This window comes from Pararcticibacter amylolyticus (genome assembly GCF_003130405.1).
Lineage (GTDB): Bacteria > Bacteroidota > Bacteroidia > Sphingobacteriales > Sphingobacteriaceae > Arcticibacter > Arcticibacter amylolyticus.
On record NZ_QEAS01000028.1, the window covers coordinates 14166 to 34328 of the forward strand.

Sequence of the window (20163 nt, forward strand, 5' to 3'; positions counted from 1 at the left end):
TTTTACGCCTTTTTCACCTTCACGACGAGCTTTTTGATAACACCTTCGCCAATCATGGGTGCGTGTGCGTCTTCAGGGAAGAAGATGGCGAATTGGCCTGGAAGCAGTTCAAAGTACATTCCTGGTGTATCATTAAAGAAAATTACGTCTTTTTCGGGATTGTACTCAGCAACAGGATTGGTACACTGGCTGCGTGTGCTCCAGCCCATCTTTTCTTTACCTGAGATACATACCTGTATATCGATAAAGTTGTTGTGTGCTTCAAACTTGGCGTCTTCAGTCTTTACTCCCTCTTTAGCTGAAACAGCAGCATTCAGGGTGCCTTCCTCGATGACGAACTTTCCGGGTTCCAGAGCTGCAAGGTCCTGGCTATTTAGGTATTCAAAAGCTTTTGCGAAACTAGGATGAACGCTGGTGTATTTTCCAGCATTTTCGAGTGAATCAATTATCATTTCTGTGAGTTTAAAGGTTAAAGTTAAGAGTTTAAAGTTCTGGGTTGTACTTCAGCGTTGAGTTTGTGCTCCGGCTTTCAACTTTCAACTTTCTACTTTTAACTTATATTAAAGTTCTGGCTTTTAACTTAAAAAAAATCCGCCGGTTGCATAAATGCGAGGGCGGATCTTTTAAGTATGTAGCAAAATTCCCGAAGGAATGCAATTATCTCTGAACGCGTCCTGAAGCGTCGCCTTTGATCAGGGTTTGTACTTCAGAAAGCGTAGCGTGGTTAAGATCGCCCGGAATGGTGTGTTTTAATGCAGAAGCACCTACACCGAATTCAGCAGCTTCACCCATTGGCATACCTGTTACCAGGCCATAGATGAATCCACTGGCGAAGGAGTCGCCGCTACCTACACGGTCAACGATACGTACCTGGTATTGTTTTGTGTGGTAGAACTCATTTCCGTCGTAAACTAAAGCTGACCATCCGTTGTCAGAAGCACTATGGCTTTCGCGAAGGGTAGAAGCGATATATTTAAAACCGAACTTTTCTTTCATCTGCTGGAATACAGATTTGTACCCACCAAGATTCAATTCACCTTTTGTAATATCTGTACCTTCAGCTTTAAATCCTAATGTTGTTTCAGCATCTTCTTCGTTACCGATACAAACGTCTACGTACTGGCAAAGATTGGTCATCACTTCTCTTGCTTTTTCCTTGCTCCACAATTTTTTGCGGTAGTTAAGGTCGATACTAGTTGTGATACCTTTTGCTTTAGCAGCTTTTAACGCAGCTTCAGTAAGAGCAGCAGCTTTATCACTTAATGCAGGAGTGATACCGGTAGTGTGGAACCAGTCAGCACCTTCGAAGATCTTATCGAAATCAAATTCTGATACGTCTACATCTGCAATCGATGCATCTGCACGGTCGTAGATAACCTGAGAAGCACGCATAGAAGCTCCGGTTTCAAGGAAATAGATACCGAGTCTTTTTCCGCCCTTTGCTACGAACTGAGTGTCTACACCATATCTTCTGATATGATTGATTGCAGCCTGTCCTAATGCATTATCAGGAACTTTAGACACAAATACTCCGTTCAAACCATAGTTAGATACTGCTACAGCTACGTTAGCTTCCCCTCCACCATAGGTTACATCAAAGCTGTCGCTCTGTACAAACCGCTCAAATCCGGGAGTTGATAAACGCATCATGATTTCTCCCAGTGTTACAACTTTTTTAGACATATTTAATCTTTATTTTATATATAAAAAGGTTTACTTTAATTCTTCTTTCAAAAGTGTACCAAAAGTACATCATAGTTCCTGAGTTAGTAGGGCTTACGGGCTTATTGCATAAAAAATTTACGCAATCGTTTCCGGTTAGTATATTAAACTATATTTAAAATGATATATTGATATTCTGTTAATGATTCTTGTTGTTTATTGTGAAATTGGCAATAATTGAGCTGGTTTTAATATGTGATTCTAGTCATCGGCGGTATAAAGTTACCATAATTTTTATACATTAGCCCTCATTATATTACCGGAAATTACGATTATAATATGGATAAGAAATCAGAACTTTTGAAAGTGATACCTGAACAGGGTATATTGCCGTTGTATTTCAATAAAGATACTCAGACGAGTATTGAATTGCTGAAAGCTTTATACAGTGCTGGTATACGGTCGGTAGAATATACTAACCGGGGTGAAGCGGCTTTAAAGAATTTCGCTGCCATGCGTGAAGTATGTGAGACTGAACTGAAGGGAATGTATCTGGGTGTGGGTACTATTAAGGATGCTGCCTCTGCACAGGCATTTATTGATGCAGGAGCAGATTATATTATCAGCCCGGGACTTGTGGAAGATGCAGCAGAAGTAGCTGACAAGAACAATATGTTGTGGATACCTGGTTGTATGACTCCTACAGAGATCATCAAGGCTGAAAAGTTAGGTGCGAAATTCGTGAAGCTTTTCCCCGGCAACATCCTCGGCCCTTCTTTCCTTTCTGCAATTAAAGAACTTTTCCCTAACCTGCTGTTTATGCCTACCGGTGGTGTTGACCTGGATAAGGATAACATTGCAGGCTGGTTTAAAGCAGGCGTCTGTGCTGTAGGTATGGGAAGTAAGCTTGTTACCAAGGATATTATGGAAAACAAGAAGTATGACGAACTGATCGCGCTGACCAAACAGGCGTTAGAGATCGTTCAGTCATGCAAGAAATAAGCTAACATTACCTAATTTTAATTAAACGAATGGAATCAAATAAAATAGGGAACTACAGATGGACGATTTGCGCCATGTTGTTTTTCGCTACCACGATTAATTACCTGGACCGTCAGGTTCTTTCACTTACCTGGAAGGACTTTATTGCACCGGAGTTTCATTGGACCAACAATGATTACGGAAATATCACTGCCCTATTTTCTGTTTTTTATGCGGCAAGTATGCTGTTTGCAGGCCGTTTCGTAGACTGGCTGGATACCAAGAAAGGTTTCCTGTGGGCAATCGGAATCTGGTCGCTGGGTGCATGTCTTCATGCTTTTTGCGGAATTGCAACATCCGGGATGCTTACGGGCAACTGGTTTGTCGGGTTTGAGGGAGCGAAAGAGGCAATCGGGACAGTTGACAATGTGAGCAAGATCGTGTCCGTAAGTGTTACTTTGTTCATCATTGCCCGTATTGTACTTGCTTTTGGTGAAGCGGGTAACTTTCCTGCGGCGATCAAGGCCACTGCCGAGTACTTTCCAAAGAAAGACCGGGCACTGGCTACCAGTATCTTTAACGCAGGTGCTACAGTAGGAGCACTGGCTGCTCCTGTTTCGATTCCGTTTATCGCTGCAGCGTATGGCTGGGAAATGTCTTTCATCATTATCGGAGCTCTTGGCTTTGTATGGATGGGGTTCTGGGTGTTTATTTATAAGAAGCCCGAAGTTCATCCAAGGGTAAATGCCCTTGAACTGGCCTATATTCAGCAGGACACGCTGGTTGACATCAAGATTGTTGAGATAACCGCAACGCCTGAGGTGGCCTCGAAGAAGACTTCGTTTGCTGATTGCTTTAAGTATAAACAAACCTGGGCTTTTGCTTTTGGTAAATTCATGACCGACGGGGTATGGTGGTTCTTCCTTTTCTGGACACCGGCTTACCTGAGCTCCGTTTACGGTATGGATTCGACTGAAAGTGCATTGCCATTATTTGTTCTTTACATGATCACCCTGCTTGCGATCATTGGAGGATGGCTGCCGTCTTATTTTGTTGATAAGAAGGGCATGAATCCTTACGAGGGCAGGATGAGAGCGATGCTGATCTTTGCATTCTTCCCGCTGTTAGCATTGCTGGCACAACCATTAGGTAAGTATACTTACTGGCTACCGGTAATCATCATCGGTATAGCGGGTGCAGCGCATCAGGCATGGTCTGCAAATATATTCTCTACGGTAGGGGATATGTTTCCAAAGAAAGCAATCGCTACTATCACCGGTATTGGTGGAATGGCCGGCGGCTTAGGTTCATTTATTATCAATAAAAGTTCGGGTGTGCTGTTTGATTATGCAGGCCAGACTCAAATGGTATTCATGGGCTTTAAGGGAGAAGAGGCAGGTTATTTTATCATCTTCTCAATTTGTGCGGTTCTCTACCTGATCGGTTGGGTGGTAATGAAATCCTTAGTTCCTCAATATAAACCTATCACAGATTTGTAAAAGGAACCAAAGAATATAAAAGATCCCTGGCTTTGGTGCCAGGGATCTTTTTTTATGCACACATCTGATTCCATGTTTTCTTACTGTAAAATTTAACAGGAAGCAATCCGGTTGAAAGTCCGTTTGTTTGCAGATGACAACAATTCGTCTAAGTTTGTAACATTACAATTACCTTCTGACGTTTGGCTATGATAAAATGCGGGTTCCCTGTCCGGGACCTTTAATTATCGAATTAACACACGATTATGAGTGAAAAGTTAAATCTTGAATCAATTTTTGTTCCGGAGGATCAGATCCCGCCGGAATTCCTCATCGGGGAGATACACCAGCGGGAGTATCTCAGCGATGGAGAGATGCGCCCCTGGAACGGGGCGGTGAGTGAAGTCTACTCACCAGTATGTGTTCCCACTCCTGAAGGGCTGAAGAGAAAGCTGATCGGTACATACCCGGTATGTACGGAGAAGGAGGCTACAGAAGCGCTTGATGCGGCTATAGCAGCTTACGACAATGGCCGTGGCGAGTGGCCGACCATGAGTATCGACGGACGTATTAAATGCATGGAACGGTTCATCTTTAAGATGGGCGAACAGCGCGATCTGATCGTAAAGCTTATCATGTGGGAGATCGGTAAATCATACGCTGATTCGACCAAGGAGTTTGACCGTACTGTCGAATATATCAACGCGACTATAGATGCGCTTAAGGATATCGACCGGCAGTCGTCAAGGTTTGAAATCGAGGAAGGGGTAGTAGCCCAGATAAGGCGTTCCCCGATAGGGGTAGTGCTCTGTATGGGGCCTTTTAACTATCCTCTCAATGAAACGTTTACTACGCTTATCCCCGCCATTTTAATGGGGAACACTCTTTTATTCAAACCACCCAAGCATGGTACCCTGCTTCACTATCCATTGCTGAAAGCATTCCAGGAATCATTCCCTAAAGGTGTTGTAAACACTATTTATGGTCGCGGGGCTGTTGTAACTCCGGGTTTAATGGCGAGTGGTAAAATCAATGTCCTGGCATTTATCGGGTCGAGCAAGGTTGCTAACGATCTTAAAAAACGGCATCCGAAAATTAACAGGCTCAGGGCTGTGTTAAGCCTTGATGCGAAGAATGCCGCTATTGTGACAAAGAACGCAGACCTTAAACTCTCTGTAAGCGAATGTATCCTGGGGGCTTTATCCTTCAATGGCCAGCGTTGTACCGCGATCAAAATGATCTTTGTGCATAAGGATATCGCAGATGAATTTCTGAAGCTTCTGGGAGAAGAGATCGCTAAACTAAAATGTGGCCTGCCATGGGATAAAGATGTGAAACTTACCCCGGTTACAGAACCCGGAAAGCCGGCATATCTGAAGGAGTGCATAGACGATGCCATTGCAAATGGTGCCAGGGTGGTAAATGAGCATGGCGGCGAGACGCATGCGTCTTTCTTCTATCCGGCGGTTGTTTATCCGGTAACTGAAAAGATGAAGCTGTACAGGGAAGAACAGTTTGGTCCTGTTATTCCGGTGATTCCGTTTGAATCTATTGAAGAGCCGATCCAGTACCAGATCGATTCACCTCACGGAATGCAGGTAAGTATTTTCAGTAATGACGCCGAGGAAGTGTCTGCCCTGATAGATCCTTTTGTGAATCTGGTAAGCCGGGTGAACATCAATGCTCAGTGTCAGCGTGGTCCCGATGTGTTTCCTTTTACAGGACGTAAAGACAGTGCAGAAGGTACGCTTTCTGTACACGATGCTTTACGTTCGTTCTCCATCCGGTCTCTGGTGGCAACCAAACTGAATGAGAACAATAAAAAGCTGATTAACGACATCGTGACTGAACAGACTTCTAATTTCTTAAGTACGAAGTATATCTTTTAGTGAGTTATAAGTAGTAAATTGTAAGAGAGGGATGGGTTATGAGTTGTGAGAGGAAACTGACTGGAGGGGATTTGGTCTGAGGGGGGAGTTTTCGTCTTCTCTTCGTGTAACGCATTTGAAGATAACATAGTTACAAACGGCTCTGCGGCTTTTAGTTGCGGGGCCGTTTTTTATCAGGTGTTTTTCCTATCTGTGTTTAGTTCTGCTGTTCTTTAAAGAGGAGTCTCTTACAATTATTTCATGTTTTAAAATGAGGCTGTTGGTGATCGGGACACCGGAGGTTCCGTTGAGACGGTCTATCAGGGTTTTGGCGGCTACCTCTCCCATTTCATAACCTTTATAGTCAATAGTGGTCAGGTTGGGTTCGGCCACCCTCGATATGGGGTCATTGTTAAATCCGGCAATAGCAATATCATCAGGAACTTTGATCCCTTGTCTCTTCAGGGATAACATGCAGGACACCGCGCAATTATCATTGGCAACAAAGATCCCGTCGGGCCTTCTTTTCATTTTGAGGATTGCCTCCGCGGCATGTTCTCCGTCGCCGGAAGTAAGTGTATTGACAATGAGACACTGTTTATCCCACTCTATTCCCCCGTCTTTTAAGGCATCCCTGTATCCCTCAAACCGTTGGCGGTACACATTTCCCGACTCGTTCCCTGTTATGTGAACGATTCTTTTACACCCCTCGCCGATAAGATGTGTAGTGATCCCGTAGGCGGCCTCGTAATTATTAATTACAATAGAAGGGCATTCGGAATCTTCATAAATGCGGTCAAAGAAGATCAGGGGGATGCCTCTTCTTATAAATTGCTCAAAATGCGGGATAGCCCGGGTATTATAGGACAGGGAAACAATGAGTCCGTCCACTCTGCTGTTGAACATAGTAACTGCATTTTTTTCCTCCTTCCCTGTGTCTTCAAGCGATTGACTGATGATCAGATTATAACCGGCTTCGTTTAACACCTTCTCCATCCCTGCTATGGCGTCCGACATAAATGCGCTGTTCAGGCGCGGAACGATAACGCCGATAGTATTGGTCTTCTGCCGCCTTAAGTTGCTTGCAAAGCTGTTAAACCGGTATCCCATAGCCTGAGCTGCTTCAAAGATGCGCTTCCTCGTATTTTTACTGATAGCAGAATGATCTTTAAGTCCCCGGCTGACAGTTGCTGGCGATATATTGAGGGCTTTTGCTATGTCGTATATCGTTACTTCTTTTTCTGGTTGCATGTTGTTCGCAATGAGAGGCCCGGATATGAATTCTCTTCCCGGAAAGTGTAATCGGTGACCAAGTTAATTGTTTTTTCTGGTAACAGTTACGATATGCCCGGGATACCTGTGGAACCCACGCCCTGCGGTACCAGTGAATGCTTTTATATCCAGTGTTCCTGCTATAAGGGGAAAATACGGATCGTGCTGCTCTCTTAAGAATCCCCTGAAATAAGGAGTGCTGAATTATTCAGGAAGTGTTAACTTAGCTTCTTAACTGAATGCCTCCTGGTTTTTAGAAGAACTAATCTATAAACGATGCGGAAATTGGTCTGGTTACCTTTCTTATTCCTTGTTTCCAGTATCCATGTAATACGGGCACAGGCTGATCGTTATCAGTTCGCCCGGTTAAGCATATCCGACGGACTTTCTCATAATCTTGTTAAATGCATTTTAAAAGATCAGAGAGGATTTATGTGGTTTGGAACTATGTCCGGTCTGAACCGGTATGACGGGTACGGATTCAGGGTCTTTAAACATAACCGCCGGGACACCTCTTCCCTCAGTGACGATAATGTTATGAACATCCAGGCGGGGCCTCATGGTAAATTATGGGTACAGACCCGGACCGGATATGTAATTTATGATCCGCAGAAGGAGAACTTTGACAGACGGCCCGGGCGGTTCCTGGAAAAGATAGGAGTGAGCGGTCAGCTCTCCGACATAAGAGGTGATGGAAGAGGCACGTTCTGGCTGATAACCAGTGCGGGCGTATATAAGTACCGTGAGCAGGGGGACAAAGCGCGGCTATTGTGGCGAACTGCCTCTTCTGCGCCTGCAACTTCCCTGGCTATAAGTCGTGACGGTAATGTTTGGGTAGTTCACAGAGACGGACTGATAATAGTTGCGGGAGCACAAACTAACAAACTCCTCAAAAGGATAAAGGTAGCAGCCGAGCCGGAAAAGGCAGTATACCGGATTTTCACAGATGCTGATAACGATGCCTGGATTTATTCCGCCGACCGGCCTCTTGGGGTATTTTATATCAGCAGACGGGGAGAAAGAGAACACTATACCAAAGATCCTGGTCTGGTCAGGTTAAGCACGAACAATATTTACAGCATAAGCCAGGATAGGAAAGGGATTATATGGATCGGCACCGATCACGGGGGGATCAACCTGATAGATAAAGGAGGTAAGACGGTTCAGCTGCTCCTCAACCAGGAATCTGATGACAAGAGCCTTGCCCAGAACAGTACTCCGGTTATTTATGCAGACAATACCGGTACGATCTGGGTGGGGACTTTTAAACAGGGAGTGAGTTATTATCACGAGGGGATGATCCGGTTTCCTTTGTATTCGCACCGGCCGGGAGATGAGGGAAGCCTTCCTTTTGAAGATGTGAACCGTTTTGCTGAAGACGATAAAGGGAATCTGTGGATCGGCACAAACGGGGGAGGGCTGATTTACTTCGACCGCCGTCAAAACCTGTTCAAACGTTTCAGGCATCAGCCCGATCAACCTAACAGCCTTGCCAATGATGTTGTTGTCAGCCTGTGGATAGACCGGAATCGGAAGCTGTGGATCGGAACTTATTTTGGGGGGCTCGACTGCTTTGACGGAAAGCAATTTACTCACTACCGGAACAGCCGTACGGACCCGAAGTCTCTTTCAGATGATAGGGTATGGGAGCTGTTTGAGGATTCAGGAGGATATCTCTGGGTAGGTACCCTCGCAGGCGGGATCAACGTGTTCGATGCAGACAGGCGGCTTGTCAGGCAGTTAAGGGCTGGCCCGGGCACCAGTACTATCAAATCAAATTATATAGCTGCCCTGGAAGAAGACTCCAGCGGGAACATCTGGATCGGAACGGACAGGGGCGTAGATATTTGGGTGAAAAAGAGTGGCTGGTTTAAGCACTTTGCTCATTCTGAACGCGATGGAGGAAGTTTAAGCAACGATAACGTCATGTCTCTCCTGAAAGACAGCCGGGGATGGATGTGGGTAGGCACCCAGGAGGGATTAAATATTTATAAGCCGGCAAATAATTACTTTGAAGCTGTCCGCGTGCAAAACGGGCTTGCAGACAATACTGTACTAACCATCCTCGAAGACCGTAATGGTAATATATGGACAAGCACGCCCCGGGGGCTCTCCAATATCATCATTGGAAAAGAAGGGTCTCTTAACTCTTTCACTATCCGGAACTATGATAAGACGGATGGATTGCAGGGATGGCAGTTTAATGAGAATGCAGCCCTCAGTACCAGGCAGGGAGAACTGATCTTTGGAGGTGCAAATGGCTTTAATATTTTCCGGCCCGGCAATATCGGCATAAACAGAGATGCTCCTGAGGTTGTGCTGACCGGTTTTCAGCTCTTTAACCAGGATATAAGGCCAGGCCAGTTATTTTCGGGAAAAAAGATCCTGGAACACTCTGTTACAGAATCCCGGGAAGTTACACTTGATTATGACCAGAATGTGTTTTCTGTAGAATTTGCCGCCCTGAATTATTCAAATGCCCCGAAGAATAAATATGCCTATATCCTGGAAGGGTTTAATGACAAATGGCTTACTACCGACAGCAAAAACAGGAAAGCTACCTTCACGAACCTTGATCCCGGCGATTATATTTTCAGGGTAAGAGCTTCAAATGACAGCGGAATATGGAATAACAGGGGGGCGAGTCTCAAAATAAAGATACTGCCTCCGTTCTGGAAAACACCTCTGGCTTATTGCATATATGCCGTATGCCTCTTTCTGATACTGATATTTATCCGGCACAGAGCTATACGGAAGCTCCGGGAGCAATTTGTCCTTGAGCAGGAACGGGAGGAAGCCCGGAGAATGCATGAACTGGATATGATGAAGATTAAGTTTTTTACGAATGTAAGCCACGAGTTCCGGACTCCTCTTTCCCTCATTCTCAGTCCGCTGGATAATCTGCTCAGGACTGCCGTCAGCACCGCAGATAAGCATCATCTGATGATGATACGGAGAAATGCCAGCCGCCTTTTAAACCTGGTAAACCAGCTGATGGACTTCAGGAGAATGGAAGTCAATGAACTCAGGCTGCATCCGGAGGAAGGCGACATCGTTGCTTTTGCCAGGGAAAGCTTTGAGTCTTTCATGGATCTTGCTGAGAAGAAAGGCATAGATTTTTCCTTCTGTCCGGATGCAGGATCTTATACCGTTCATTTTGATCATGACAAGATCGGGCGGATTCTTTTTAACCTGCTCTCCAATGCGTTTAAGTTTACTCCTGACGGCGGCTCTGTCAAGCTCGATATGAAGGTCGTAGAGAAACAGGGCGATAGTGTGCTGGTCATCCTTGTAAAAGATAGCGGTATAGGAATTCCGCGGGATAAGCAGGAAAAGATCTTTGAACGTTTCTTTCAGCACGATATTCCCGGATCCTTAGTCAACCAGGGCAGTGGTATCGGCCTTGCCATCACCCGTGAGTTTGTAAACCTTCATGGCGGGACTATAAGAGTGGAAAGCGAACAGGACAAGGGCAGTTGCTTTATTGTAGAACTGCCTTTCGGTACAGTGGTGAAAACAGATGCAGGAACACCCGCTACGGCTATGGTGCCACCGTCTTTGATTCTTCCGGAGCACGCCCATGCAGATGAAAGTAAAGAGGCAGTTCCATCCGGTGCCGGCTATAAAAAACGTCGTGTCCTGTTGATCGAGGATAATGAAGATTTCAGGTTTTATCTGAAAGAGAACCTCAGGCACTATTATATCCTTTCGGAAGCGGCGGACGGAAAAGAGGGATGGAGCAGGGCACTAGCTGAACAGCCTGATCTGATAGTCTCCGACATCAGTATGCCCGAGATGAGCGGAATTGACCTTTGCAGAAAGATCCGTCAAGACAAGCGGACGATGCATATTCCAATTATTCTGCTTACCGCGATGACCGGGGAAGAGATGCTTTTGCGAGGCCTCGGAATTGGGGCCAATGATTACATGACAAAGCCTTTCAGTTTTGAAGTACTCGCATCGAAGATCCGCAACTTGTGTGAGCAACAAGAGTCTATGCGCAAAACTTATCAACGGCAGATCGATGCTGTGCCAACTGAAGCGGGAGTAGTTCCGGCAGATGAGAAGTTTATCAGGCAGGCTCTTGCAATTGTAGAAAAGAACATCGCTAACGCCGAATTCTCGGTAGAAGAGCTGAGCAGGGAGATGGCCATGAGCCGGGTGGCTTTATACAAGAAACTTCTTCAGTTAACCCGGCAAACACCTGTCGGCTTTATTCGCACGATCCGTTTGAAGAGGGCATCTCAACTGCTTGAGAAATCGCAGCTGACGGTTTCGGAGGTAGCCTATCAGACAGGATTTAACAATCCTAAAGTTTTCGCAAAGTACTTTAAGACAGAGTTCGGTGTTCTGCCTTCGGTATGGGCGAAGAAAGGCCATTAAGTTGTTCTCTGGTTAACATTTTAACACCTATTTGGAAACAATTCAATACCTCCTCTATTTCCGGTTAAGCCTAGCTTTACAAAATACCGGATGCCGTTCCGGATCATACGTTTTCAATTATTAACCGCTATGTATATACGATTACTAACGTTCTTCTTTCTGTGTGGTGCTGCCACTAACGTTTCCGGACAGGGAGCCGATGTTAAAAAGCTAAACGATGGAGTCCTGATAAGTTTAAGAGCCGGTCGCCCTGCTGTCTCAAAGGACATACAGGTAAGAGTAGTGACGGACAAAATTATACGGGTAACATCATCCCCTTTAAATACGGTTAGCGGCAGGAAGAGCCTGATGATTGTGGATAGCCTCCCCCGTCCGGTAAGCTGGGAACTGGTGAGGTCCGGGAATGCCGTGACGATCAAAACGGCAGCGATACATGCAAGTGTTGACTTGGCCAACGGTGCAGTTACTTTTACCGGCATCAACGGAGATACTATCTGCCGGGAGGTACCGGGAGACGGGTCTGCTTTTATTGCTGCCTCTTATTCGGGGGATTCCTTTTACCGGATCAGACAGGACTTCGAAACAGACGCTTCTGAAGCTTTTTACGGACTTGGACAACATCAGAATGGAGTGATGAATTACCGGGGCCACCAGGTACTTCTCTCCCAGTATAATACAGACGTGGCTGTGCCATTTGTTGTATCCAGCAAGGGCTACGGAATTCTGTGGGATAACTATTCCATCACCCGGGCTGGAGATGTGAGGGAGTTTCAGCCTTTGGGCGATCTGAAGCTGTATTCAAAGGATGAAAAAGCGGGTTGGCTCACTGCCACTTACACGGAGGCTGATAACCCTGCTAAAACAGTTGTAAGGGCGGAGTCAGATATAGATTATTCATTCCTGAAAGATATGAACAAGTTTCCTGCTGATTTTAAACTGGCGGCAGGGAAAATCAGGTGGGAAGGTAAAATAGAATCACCTTACTCCGGCCGTCATACTTTTCTGCTGAAGTATGCCGGTTACGTTAAGATCTGGATTGACGGGAAACTACAGTCTGAGAAATGGCGTCAGCCCTGGAATGCCGGTGCAATAGAGATTCCTTATGATCTTGAAAAGGGGAAGAAGTATGCCGTGGCAATGGAGTGGATCCCGGATGGCGGGGAATCCTATTTGTCGGTGAAGTGGCTAAGCCCTCTTCCGGATGCTTTACAGAATAAGTTTGCTTTCAGCTCCGAAGCTGGTGATCAGATTGATTACTACCTCGTCAGTGGAAATGACATCGACGAAGTCATCAGCGGCTACCGTACGCTGACAGGAAAGGCTCCTATAGTTCCAAAATGGGCAATGGGCTTCTGGCAAAGCCGGGAGAGGTATAAAACACAGGAGGAGATCGTGACAACTGTAAAGACATTCAGAGATAGAAAGATCCCTCTGGATAATATTGTGCTCGACTGGTCTTACTGGGCTGAAGATAAATGGGGGAGCCAGGAGTTTGAATCCGCCCGGTTCCCCGATCCTGAAAAGATGATCTCTGATCTTCACACTAAATACAACACCCGTTTTATGATTTCGGTATGGCCGAAGTTCTATGAGGGAACTGATCCCTATAAAGAATTCGAAAAGAACGGCTGGCTGTATATGAGGAATATTGAAGACGGACGAAAAGACTGGATCGCAAAAGGATATTCATCGACGTTTTACGATCCGTTCAATGGTAAGGCCAGGGCCGGATTCTGGAATCTGATCAACAATAAACTTTATAAAAAGGGAATAGATGCATGGTGGCTGGATGCAACAGAACCTGATATTCATTCAAACCTGGATGCGGATACCAGGAAAACGATATTTAGCCCTTCAAAGGGATCAGCAACAAGGTATTTTAATGCTTTTCCTTTGCAGAATGCGAAGGGGATTTATGAAGGGCAGCGTTCTGCGAACTCTAAGGACCGTGTGTTTATCCTGACGAGATCTGCTTACGCCGGCCAGCAGCGGTATGCCGCTGTCACGTGGAGCGGAGATATCTCTTCACGCTGGCACGACATGAAAGACCAGATTTCCGCAGGGGTTAATTTTTCCCTGTCGGGATTGCCTTACTGGACGATGGACATTGGCGGTTTCTCCGTAGAAAAGCGTTTTGAAAAGCCTTCAGGAGCCGATCTTGATGAATGGAGAGAGATGAATACCCGCTGGTACCAGTTCGGTGCGTTTACTCCGGTGTTCCGTGTACACGGGCAGTATCCTTACCGTGAAATCTATAACATTGCGCCTGAAGGACATCCTGCATATTCCAGCATGCTTTACTACAACAAGCTGCGCTATCGTCTTATGCCCTACATTTATTCTCTCGCCGGGCTCTCTTATCACAGGAACTATACGATCATGAGGGGGCTGGTGATGGATTTTCCGGCTGATACCACGGCGCGTAATATTGACGACCAGTATATGTTCGGGCCTTCCCTGCTTATCAATCCTGTATGTGAATATAAAGCAAAAAGCCGGAAGGTATATCTCCCGGAAAGAACAGGGTGGTATGATCTGTATTCCGGCAAGTATTATGCTGGCGGAAGGACGATCAATGCTGTTGCCCCCTACGAACGTATGCCGCTCTTTGTGAAGGAAGGGGCGATACTACCCCTTGGTCCCGATCTTCAGTATACATCAGAAAAGCCTGCTGATCCGGTGATCCTGTATGTATATACCGGCAAGGATGGCTCCTTCACTTTATATGAAGATGAAGGTGTCAATTATAATTACGAACGGGGGATGTATTCAACTATACCGCTCACGTATAGTCACAAAACGGAAACTCTGACCATAGGGGAGAGAAAAGGGGAGTTTCCCGGCATGCTGAAGAACAGGACATTCAGAGTAATATTTGTAACAGCAGGAAAGGCGGTGCCATTCGATCCCGGGGCGAAAGCGAAAACTGAAATCAAATATTCGGGGAGGCAAATAATAGTAAAGATGTAGGAGCAAATAGCTACATTTATGCCACTTCCCCGAGCTTGTTGCTATATAGAAGTACTTGTTGATGCGGGCTGTTTGGGTATATAGTACATACGAAGCGAAGCAGATACAATAAATAAAACTTAAATTAATGAGAAGCAAACTAACTGGATCTTTTACTATGGCATTTCTATGCCTTTTAATTGCAAGTACAAGCCTGAAGGCCCAGAAGTGGCCGGATGAAGCCGTAGAAGCTAAAATAAATGACCTGATCCGGAAGATGACCCTGGAGGAAAAGATTGGTATGATCCATGCTAATTCGTCTTTCACATCTGCCGGAGTATCGCGGCTTAGTATTCCGGAGCTTACTACCTCGGACGGGCCGCATGGCGTAAGGCCTGAACATGGCCGTGACTGGAGCCTTGACAATAAAGGGAACGATTCTTCCACTTATCTCCCGGTAGGAATTACCCTAGCCTCCACGTGGAACCCTGATTTGGGTTACTCATTTGGTTCTGTGCTTGGCAGCGAAGCAAATTACAGGGGGAAAGACGTCATTCTGGGACCGGGTATTAATATTATGCGTACCCCGCTGAACGGAAGGAATTTTGAGTATATGAGCGAAGACCCCTACCTCATTTCCAAAATGGTGGTGGGCTATATAAAGGGAGTTCAGGATCAGGGAGTATCTGCCAGCCTGAAGCATTACATGGGAAATAACCAGGAGATCAGGCGCGATGGGATCAATGTTGAAATGAGCGAACGGGCTTTGCAGGAAATCTACCTTCCCGGCTTTAAGGCTGCGGTGATTGAAGGGGATGTAAATACAGTGATGGGCTCTTACAATAAATTAAGAGGCGAATATTGCACCTATAACGACTATCTCATCAATAAAATACTAAAAGGCGAGTGGGGGTTCAAAGGTTTGGTTATGAGCGACTGGGGTGCTATCCACAGTACAAAGGAAGCACTGCTTGGTGGTGCAGACCTGGAAATGGGTACCGATCTGTCTATGATGCCTAATCCCGATTATAATAAGTTCTTTTTTGCAGATCCGGCGCTGAAGCTGGTAAGAAACGGCGAGATAAAGGAGTCGGTGATCGACGAGAAGGTAAGACGAATCCTGAGGGTGATGTTCAAGACGCATATGTTCGGCAAGCGGCCCCAGGGGACATATGCGACAAAAGAACACGCAGCTGTTGCAAAAAAGGTCGCTGAAGAGGGGATCATCCTTCTTCAGAACAAAAAGAATGTATTGCCGCTCAATCGTCAGTCTGTCAAAACGATTGCTGTTATTGGGGCGAATGCAAACCGGGAAAACGCAATGGGAGGGGGGAGTTCCCAGGTGAGGCCCCGTTATGAGATCACGCCACTTAAAGGCTTGCAGAACCTTGTGGGTAATAGCATCGGTCTTCGCTTTGAACAGGGGTATACCATTGCCCGTAATGCAAAGGCTGATCCTGCTCTGATAGAGAAAGCAGTTGAAGCGGCAAGATCTTCAGAGATTGCGATTGTGGTTGGCGGCTGGACTCATGGGTATAACTATGCGATATGGGATGATAATAAGTACGACACCGAGGGTTACGATAAGCCCGATATGAAAATGCCTTTTGGGCAGGATGAGCTGATCTCTGCTGTGGCAAAGACAAACCCCAATACTATCGTCATTTTGTACGGAGGCGGCCCTATCGATATGAGTGCATGGGCAGACAAAGTAAAGGGGATTATTCAAGCCGGGTATCCCGGCCAGGAAGGCGGAGATGCACTGGCTGAAATCATCTTTGGCGATGTGAACCCTTCAGGAAAGCTTACGGTGACTTTCCCCAAAAAACTGGAAGATTCTCCCGCTCATAAGCTGGGTGAGTATCCCGGGGACAGTGTGAACGTTCATTATAAGGAAGATATTTTTGTAGGATACCGTTATTTCGATACTTATAAGGTGCAGCCGTTGTTTCCTTTCGGACATGGCTTGTCTTATACGAGTTTCAGATACAGCCCTCTCTCAACCGCAGTGTCAAATGGCCTTGTGACGGTTACTATGACCATACAGAATACAGGGATCAAGGCAGGAGCAGAGGTGGTCCAGTTGTATGTTAAGGATAAAAAAGCATCTGTAAAGCGTCCTGAGAAGGAGCTGAAGGGATTTCAGAAGGTCTTTCTTAAGCCGGGGGAGTCAGTTACAGTGGCGTTCCGTCTGGATAAAGACGCATTCAGTTTCTTCGATGAGAAGACGGGGAAATGGGTGCAGGAAGCAGGTGATTTCGAACTGCTGGCCGGAAGTTCTTCAAGAGATATAAGAGTGAAGAGCAAAGTGAAATTGTGAGGATAAAAGCAAAGAGCCCGCAATAAGCGGGCTCTTTGCTTTTACTGAGTTACAGTGGAGTATAAGATGTTTCCATGTTATATTAACACCCTTTTTAACAAAATACCAATCTTTTTTGAAAAGTATAAACAAGCAGCAGAAGCTTAGTTTTACCATTTCTCCGGAAAAAAATCCAAACCTCTTTTTAAAACCAAATAAATATTCCTACTTTAACCGGTGAATTGTTAATTCTACACTTATCCAATTCTTGTATTTGAAAGGGGGAAAAAGCCGGCGCTGGTTAAAAATGAAAGGGGCGTTATAGTTTTTTGTAGAATTTCATTCATATTTTCGAGAATATAATACCTTTGCGAGGGACTTCTGAACGAGGTATTTATAAAGTAAATTAACAATTAAAACGATATAATAAATTAAAAGATTAGCAAACCTGAATTTCAATGAACACGCTGGAAACGAACGATTACATTATTTTCTTCATCTACTTCTTGATGGTTGCCGGATATGGCTGGTGGATTTACGCAAAGAAGAAATCTGAAAGCTCTGGCTCAAGAGATTACTTCCTCGCAGAAGGCTCTTTAACCTGGTGGGCAATCGGGGCTTCCCTGATCTCGTCAAACATCTCTGCCGAACAGTTCGTAGGGATGAGCGGATCGGGCTTCAAGATTGGACTGGCGATCTCAACCTATGAGTGGATGGCTGCTGTAACACTTGTGTTTGTAGCTGTGTTTTTTATTCCCGTATATCTTAAAAATAAGATCTATACCATGCCGCAGTTCCTGCATCAGCGCTATAACGGCACAGTAGCGATGGTAATGGCAGTGTTTTGGTTGTTATTATACGTTATTGTAAACCTGACATCCATCATGTATCTTGGTGCGATTGCGGTGAGTGGTGTTTCCGGAATTGATCTGAACTGGGCAATGATTGGCCTTGCGGTCTTCTCCATTATCATTACGCTCGGCGGAATGAAGGTGATCGGGTATACCTCAGTTGTTCAGGTATTCTTCCTGATCCTGGGTGGTCTCGCTACTACTTACATTGCTTTAACTCAGGTTGCAGATCATTTTGGTACTCCCGGCATTATTGGTGGTTTCAAGCAAATGATCACACATGCTCCTGAGCATTTCAAAATGATCATCCCGAAGAGCGATCCCAACTTCATTGATCTTCCTGGTCTTTCTGTCCTTCTGGGTGGTATGTGGATTGTGAACCTGAACTACTGGGGATGTAACCAGTACATCGTTCAGAGAGCGTTAGGTGCTGACCTGAAGACTGCCCGTACCGGGATTCTTTTTGCTGCTTTCCTGAAGCTGTTAATGCCTGTTCTGATCGTTGTTCCCGGAATCGCTGCTTACGTTCTTCACAAGGCTGAATCTGGTTCGTTCACTTCTATCGAAAATCCTGACAGTGCATATCCGGTTCTCCTGAACCTGCTTCCTGTCGGATTAAAAGGTCTTTCTTTTGCCGCCCTTACTGCTGCTGTGGTAGCTTCACTGGCAGGAAAAGTAAACAGTATTGCGACTATATTTACACTTGATATCTATAAGAAGGTCTTTAATACTGGTGCCAGCGAGAAGAATCTAGTTATAGTAGGAAAGATCACGGTTATTGTTTCGACTATCCTGGGAGTGGTTATTGCACCTCACCTGGGAATGGACAAGCAGGGTGGATTTCAATACATCCAGGAGTATACAGGTTTCGTATCTCCGGGTATCTTCGCCATGTTTATCCTCGGCTTCTTCTGGAAGAAGGCAACTTCTAATGCTGCCCTTTTTGCGACGATCGGAGGTTTTATATTCTCCGTAATATTCAAATTCCTTCCGGGATGGATGGATCTTAGTTTCCTTCATCCTCTTGGTTTCGCTATTCAAAACGCTTCAGGCCTTTACGAAATTCCGTTCCTTGACCGTATGGGATTTGTGTTTGTGATCTGTATTGTAGGGATGTACCTGATCAGTTTATATGAGACCCGCAAAGGTGTTAAACCGGAAGCTCTTGAAATTGATACAAAAATGTTTAAAACCAACCCTGGATTTATCGCCGGTTCTTTAATTATCACCGGAATCCTGGTTGCTCTTTATACCATGTTCTGGTAGAGATCTGTCAGATCTCATCATAAAACAAAAAGAGGACGCCGGTTGGTGTCCTCTTTTTTGTTTTGACGTTATCCCTTTTACATCTCAATAATCGCCTTTATAACACCGTTTTCCGGTTTCAGCCATCCGGCAAACTCATCTTTTACTTCGTCGAACTGAACCCGGTGGGTGATATAGGTAGCCGGGTTAACCAGCCCTTTTTTCATGGATGATATAACATGCCTGAAGTCTTCACGGGTTGCATTTCTGCTGCTCATAAGGGTTGCTTCTCTCTTGTGGAATTCCGGATGGCTTACGATCAGCTCTCCTTTCTGTAGTCCTACAAGAACATATCGGGCTCCGTGTGCCATGTAAAGGAAACCATTGTTAATCGCCTTCTGGCTGCCTGTGGCATCAATCACCACTGTTGGGAAGTCGCCGTTGGTGATCTCCCTGAGCCGGTCATTAACATCTTCAGTTAAAGGATTAATCGTATATTCTACATTTAATTTTTCTTTGCAAAAAAATAAGCGATGGTCATTGATATCCATTGCAATAACCCGGCCGCCTGCAATTCTTGCAAACTCCATAATCCCTAAACCGATCGGGCCGGCCCCGATAACCAGGACAAATTCTCCTTCTTTGACATCAGCTCTCCTCACTCCGTGTGCGCCAATGGCGAGGGGTTCGACAAGGGCCAGCTCATCGTAGCTCAGCCCCTCTCCGTGTATGAGAGAATGCGAAGGAACAGAAAGGTATTCTGCCATCCCTCCGTCAACGTGAACTCCGCAGACTTTGATATTCGCGCAGCAGTTTGGCTTGCCCGAGCGGCATGCGATACACTCACCACAGTGGAAATAAGGGATAAAAGTTACCAGTTCTCCCGGAATGAAACCCTCCGCGTTGTCCCCTTCAACGAATTCAGCTGCCAGTTCGTGGCCCAGTACGCGGGGATAAGCAAAATAAGGCTGTGTTCCTTCATATGCATGAAGATCTGTGCCGCAGATCCCTATTCTCTTTATTCTTAAGATGGAATGATCCTTCTCTAAAACGGGATTTTCCTTCTCTCCATATTCAAACTGTCCCGGTGTAGTACAAATTAACGTTTTCATTTATATGATTTTCTATAACTCTTCTTAAACCTTATCCCTCCAGTTCCCCTGAAGGCACCTTTT

At 45.5% G+C, this 20163-nt stretch carries 11 protein-coding genes; 7 read left to right on the forward strand and 4 right to left on the reverse strand.

Annotated features, from left to right (window positions below; all coding sequences use genetic code 11):
* Window positions 1–2: 2 nt before the first annotated feature.
* On the reverse strand, window positions 3–452 hold the full coding sequence (locus tag DDR33_RS23025) for a YhcH/YjgK/YiaL family protein (RefSeq protein ID WP_109418160.1): 450 nt from the start codon (window positions 450–452) through the stop codon (window positions 3–5).
* Window positions 453–657: 205 nt separating this feature from the next.
* Window positions 658–1683, reverse strand: coding sequence for a sugar kinase (locus DDR33_RS23030; protein WP_109418161.1), 1026 nt, complete (start codon window positions 1681–1683; stop codon window positions 658–660).
* Between the two features lie 318 nt (window positions 1684–2001).
* Between DDR33_RS23030 and DDR33_RS23035 the strand changes: the two genes are divergently transcribed.
* The 3 genes from DDR33_RS23035 (at window position 2002) to DDR33_RS23045 (ending at window position 6010) form a co-directional block, all read left to right on the forward strand.
* On the forward strand, window positions 2002–2664 hold the full coding sequence (locus tag DDR33_RS23035) for a bifunctional 4-hydroxy-2-oxoglutarate aldolase/2-dehydro-3-deoxy-phosphogluconate aldolase (RefSeq protein ID WP_109418162.1): 663 nt from the start codon (window positions 2002–2004) through the stop codon (window positions 2662–2664).
* A gap of 29 nt (window positions 2665–2693) precedes the next feature.
* Complete coding sequence (locus tag DDR33_RS23040; protein WP_109418163.1) at window positions 2694–4142, forward strand: MFS transporter; 1449 nt, start codon at window positions 2694–2696, stop codon at window positions 4140–4142.
* 245 nt (window positions 4143–4387) lie between these two features.
* A complete protein-coding gene (locus DDR33_RS23045) occupies window positions 4388–6010 on the forward strand; it encodes an NADP-dependent glyceraldehyde-3-phosphate dehydrogenase (RefSeq protein WP_109418164.1) in 1623 nt (540 codons plus the stop codon).
* 186 nt (window positions 6011–6196) lie between these two features.
* Here the strand turns inward: DDR33_RS23045 and DDR33_RS23050 are convergent, their stop codons facing one another.
* Window positions 6197–7240, reverse strand: a complete 1044-nt coding sequence (locus DDR33_RS23050; RefSeq protein WP_109418165.1) for a LacI family DNA-binding transcriptional regulator — start codon at window positions 7238–7240, stop codon at window positions 6197–6199.
* Between the two features lie 297 nt (window positions 7241–7537).
* On the opposite strand from DDR33_RS23050, the gene DDR33_RS23055 reads away from it, so the two are divergent.
* The 4 genes from DDR33_RS23055 (at window position 7538) to DDR33_RS23070 (ending at window position 19009) form a co-directional block, all read left to right on the forward strand.
* On the forward strand, window positions 7538–11644 hold the full coding sequence (locus tag DDR33_RS23055) for a hybrid sensor histidine kinase/response regulator transcription factor (protein WP_109418166.1): 4107 nt from the start codon (window positions 7538–7540) through the stop codon (window positions 11642–11644).
* 129 nt (window positions 11645–11773) lie between these two features.
* A complete protein-coding gene (locus DDR33_RS23060) occupies window positions 11774–14614 on the forward strand; it encodes a glycoside hydrolase family 31 protein (RefSeq protein ID WP_109418167.1) in 2841 nt (946 codons plus the stop codon).
* A 127-nt stretch (window positions 14615–14741) separates the two neighbouring features.
* Entirely contained in the window at window positions 14742–16913 is a 2172-nt protein-coding gene (locus tag DDR33_RS23065; RefSeq protein ID WP_238387921.1) for a glycoside hydrolase family 3 C-terminal domain-containing protein, read from the forward strand.
* A 437-nt stretch (window positions 16914–17350) separates the two neighbouring features.
* On the forward strand, window positions 17351–19009 hold the full coding sequence (locus tag DDR33_RS23070; protein ID WP_109418169.1) for a sodium/sugar symporter: 1659 nt from the start codon (window positions 17351–17353) through the stop codon (window positions 19007–19009).
* A 77-nt stretch (window positions 19010–19086) separates the two neighbouring features.
* Here DDR33_RS23070 and DDR33_RS23075 read toward each other — a convergent pair whose 3' ends face one another.
* The gene (locus tag DDR33_RS23075; protein WP_109418170.1) at window positions 19087–20100 is read right to left on the reverse strand and encodes a zinc-binding alcohol dehydrogenase family protein; all 1014 of its coding nucleotides are present in this window, start codon (window positions 20098–20100) and stop codon (window positions 19087–19089) included.
* Window positions 20101–20163: the final 63 nt, after the last annotated feature.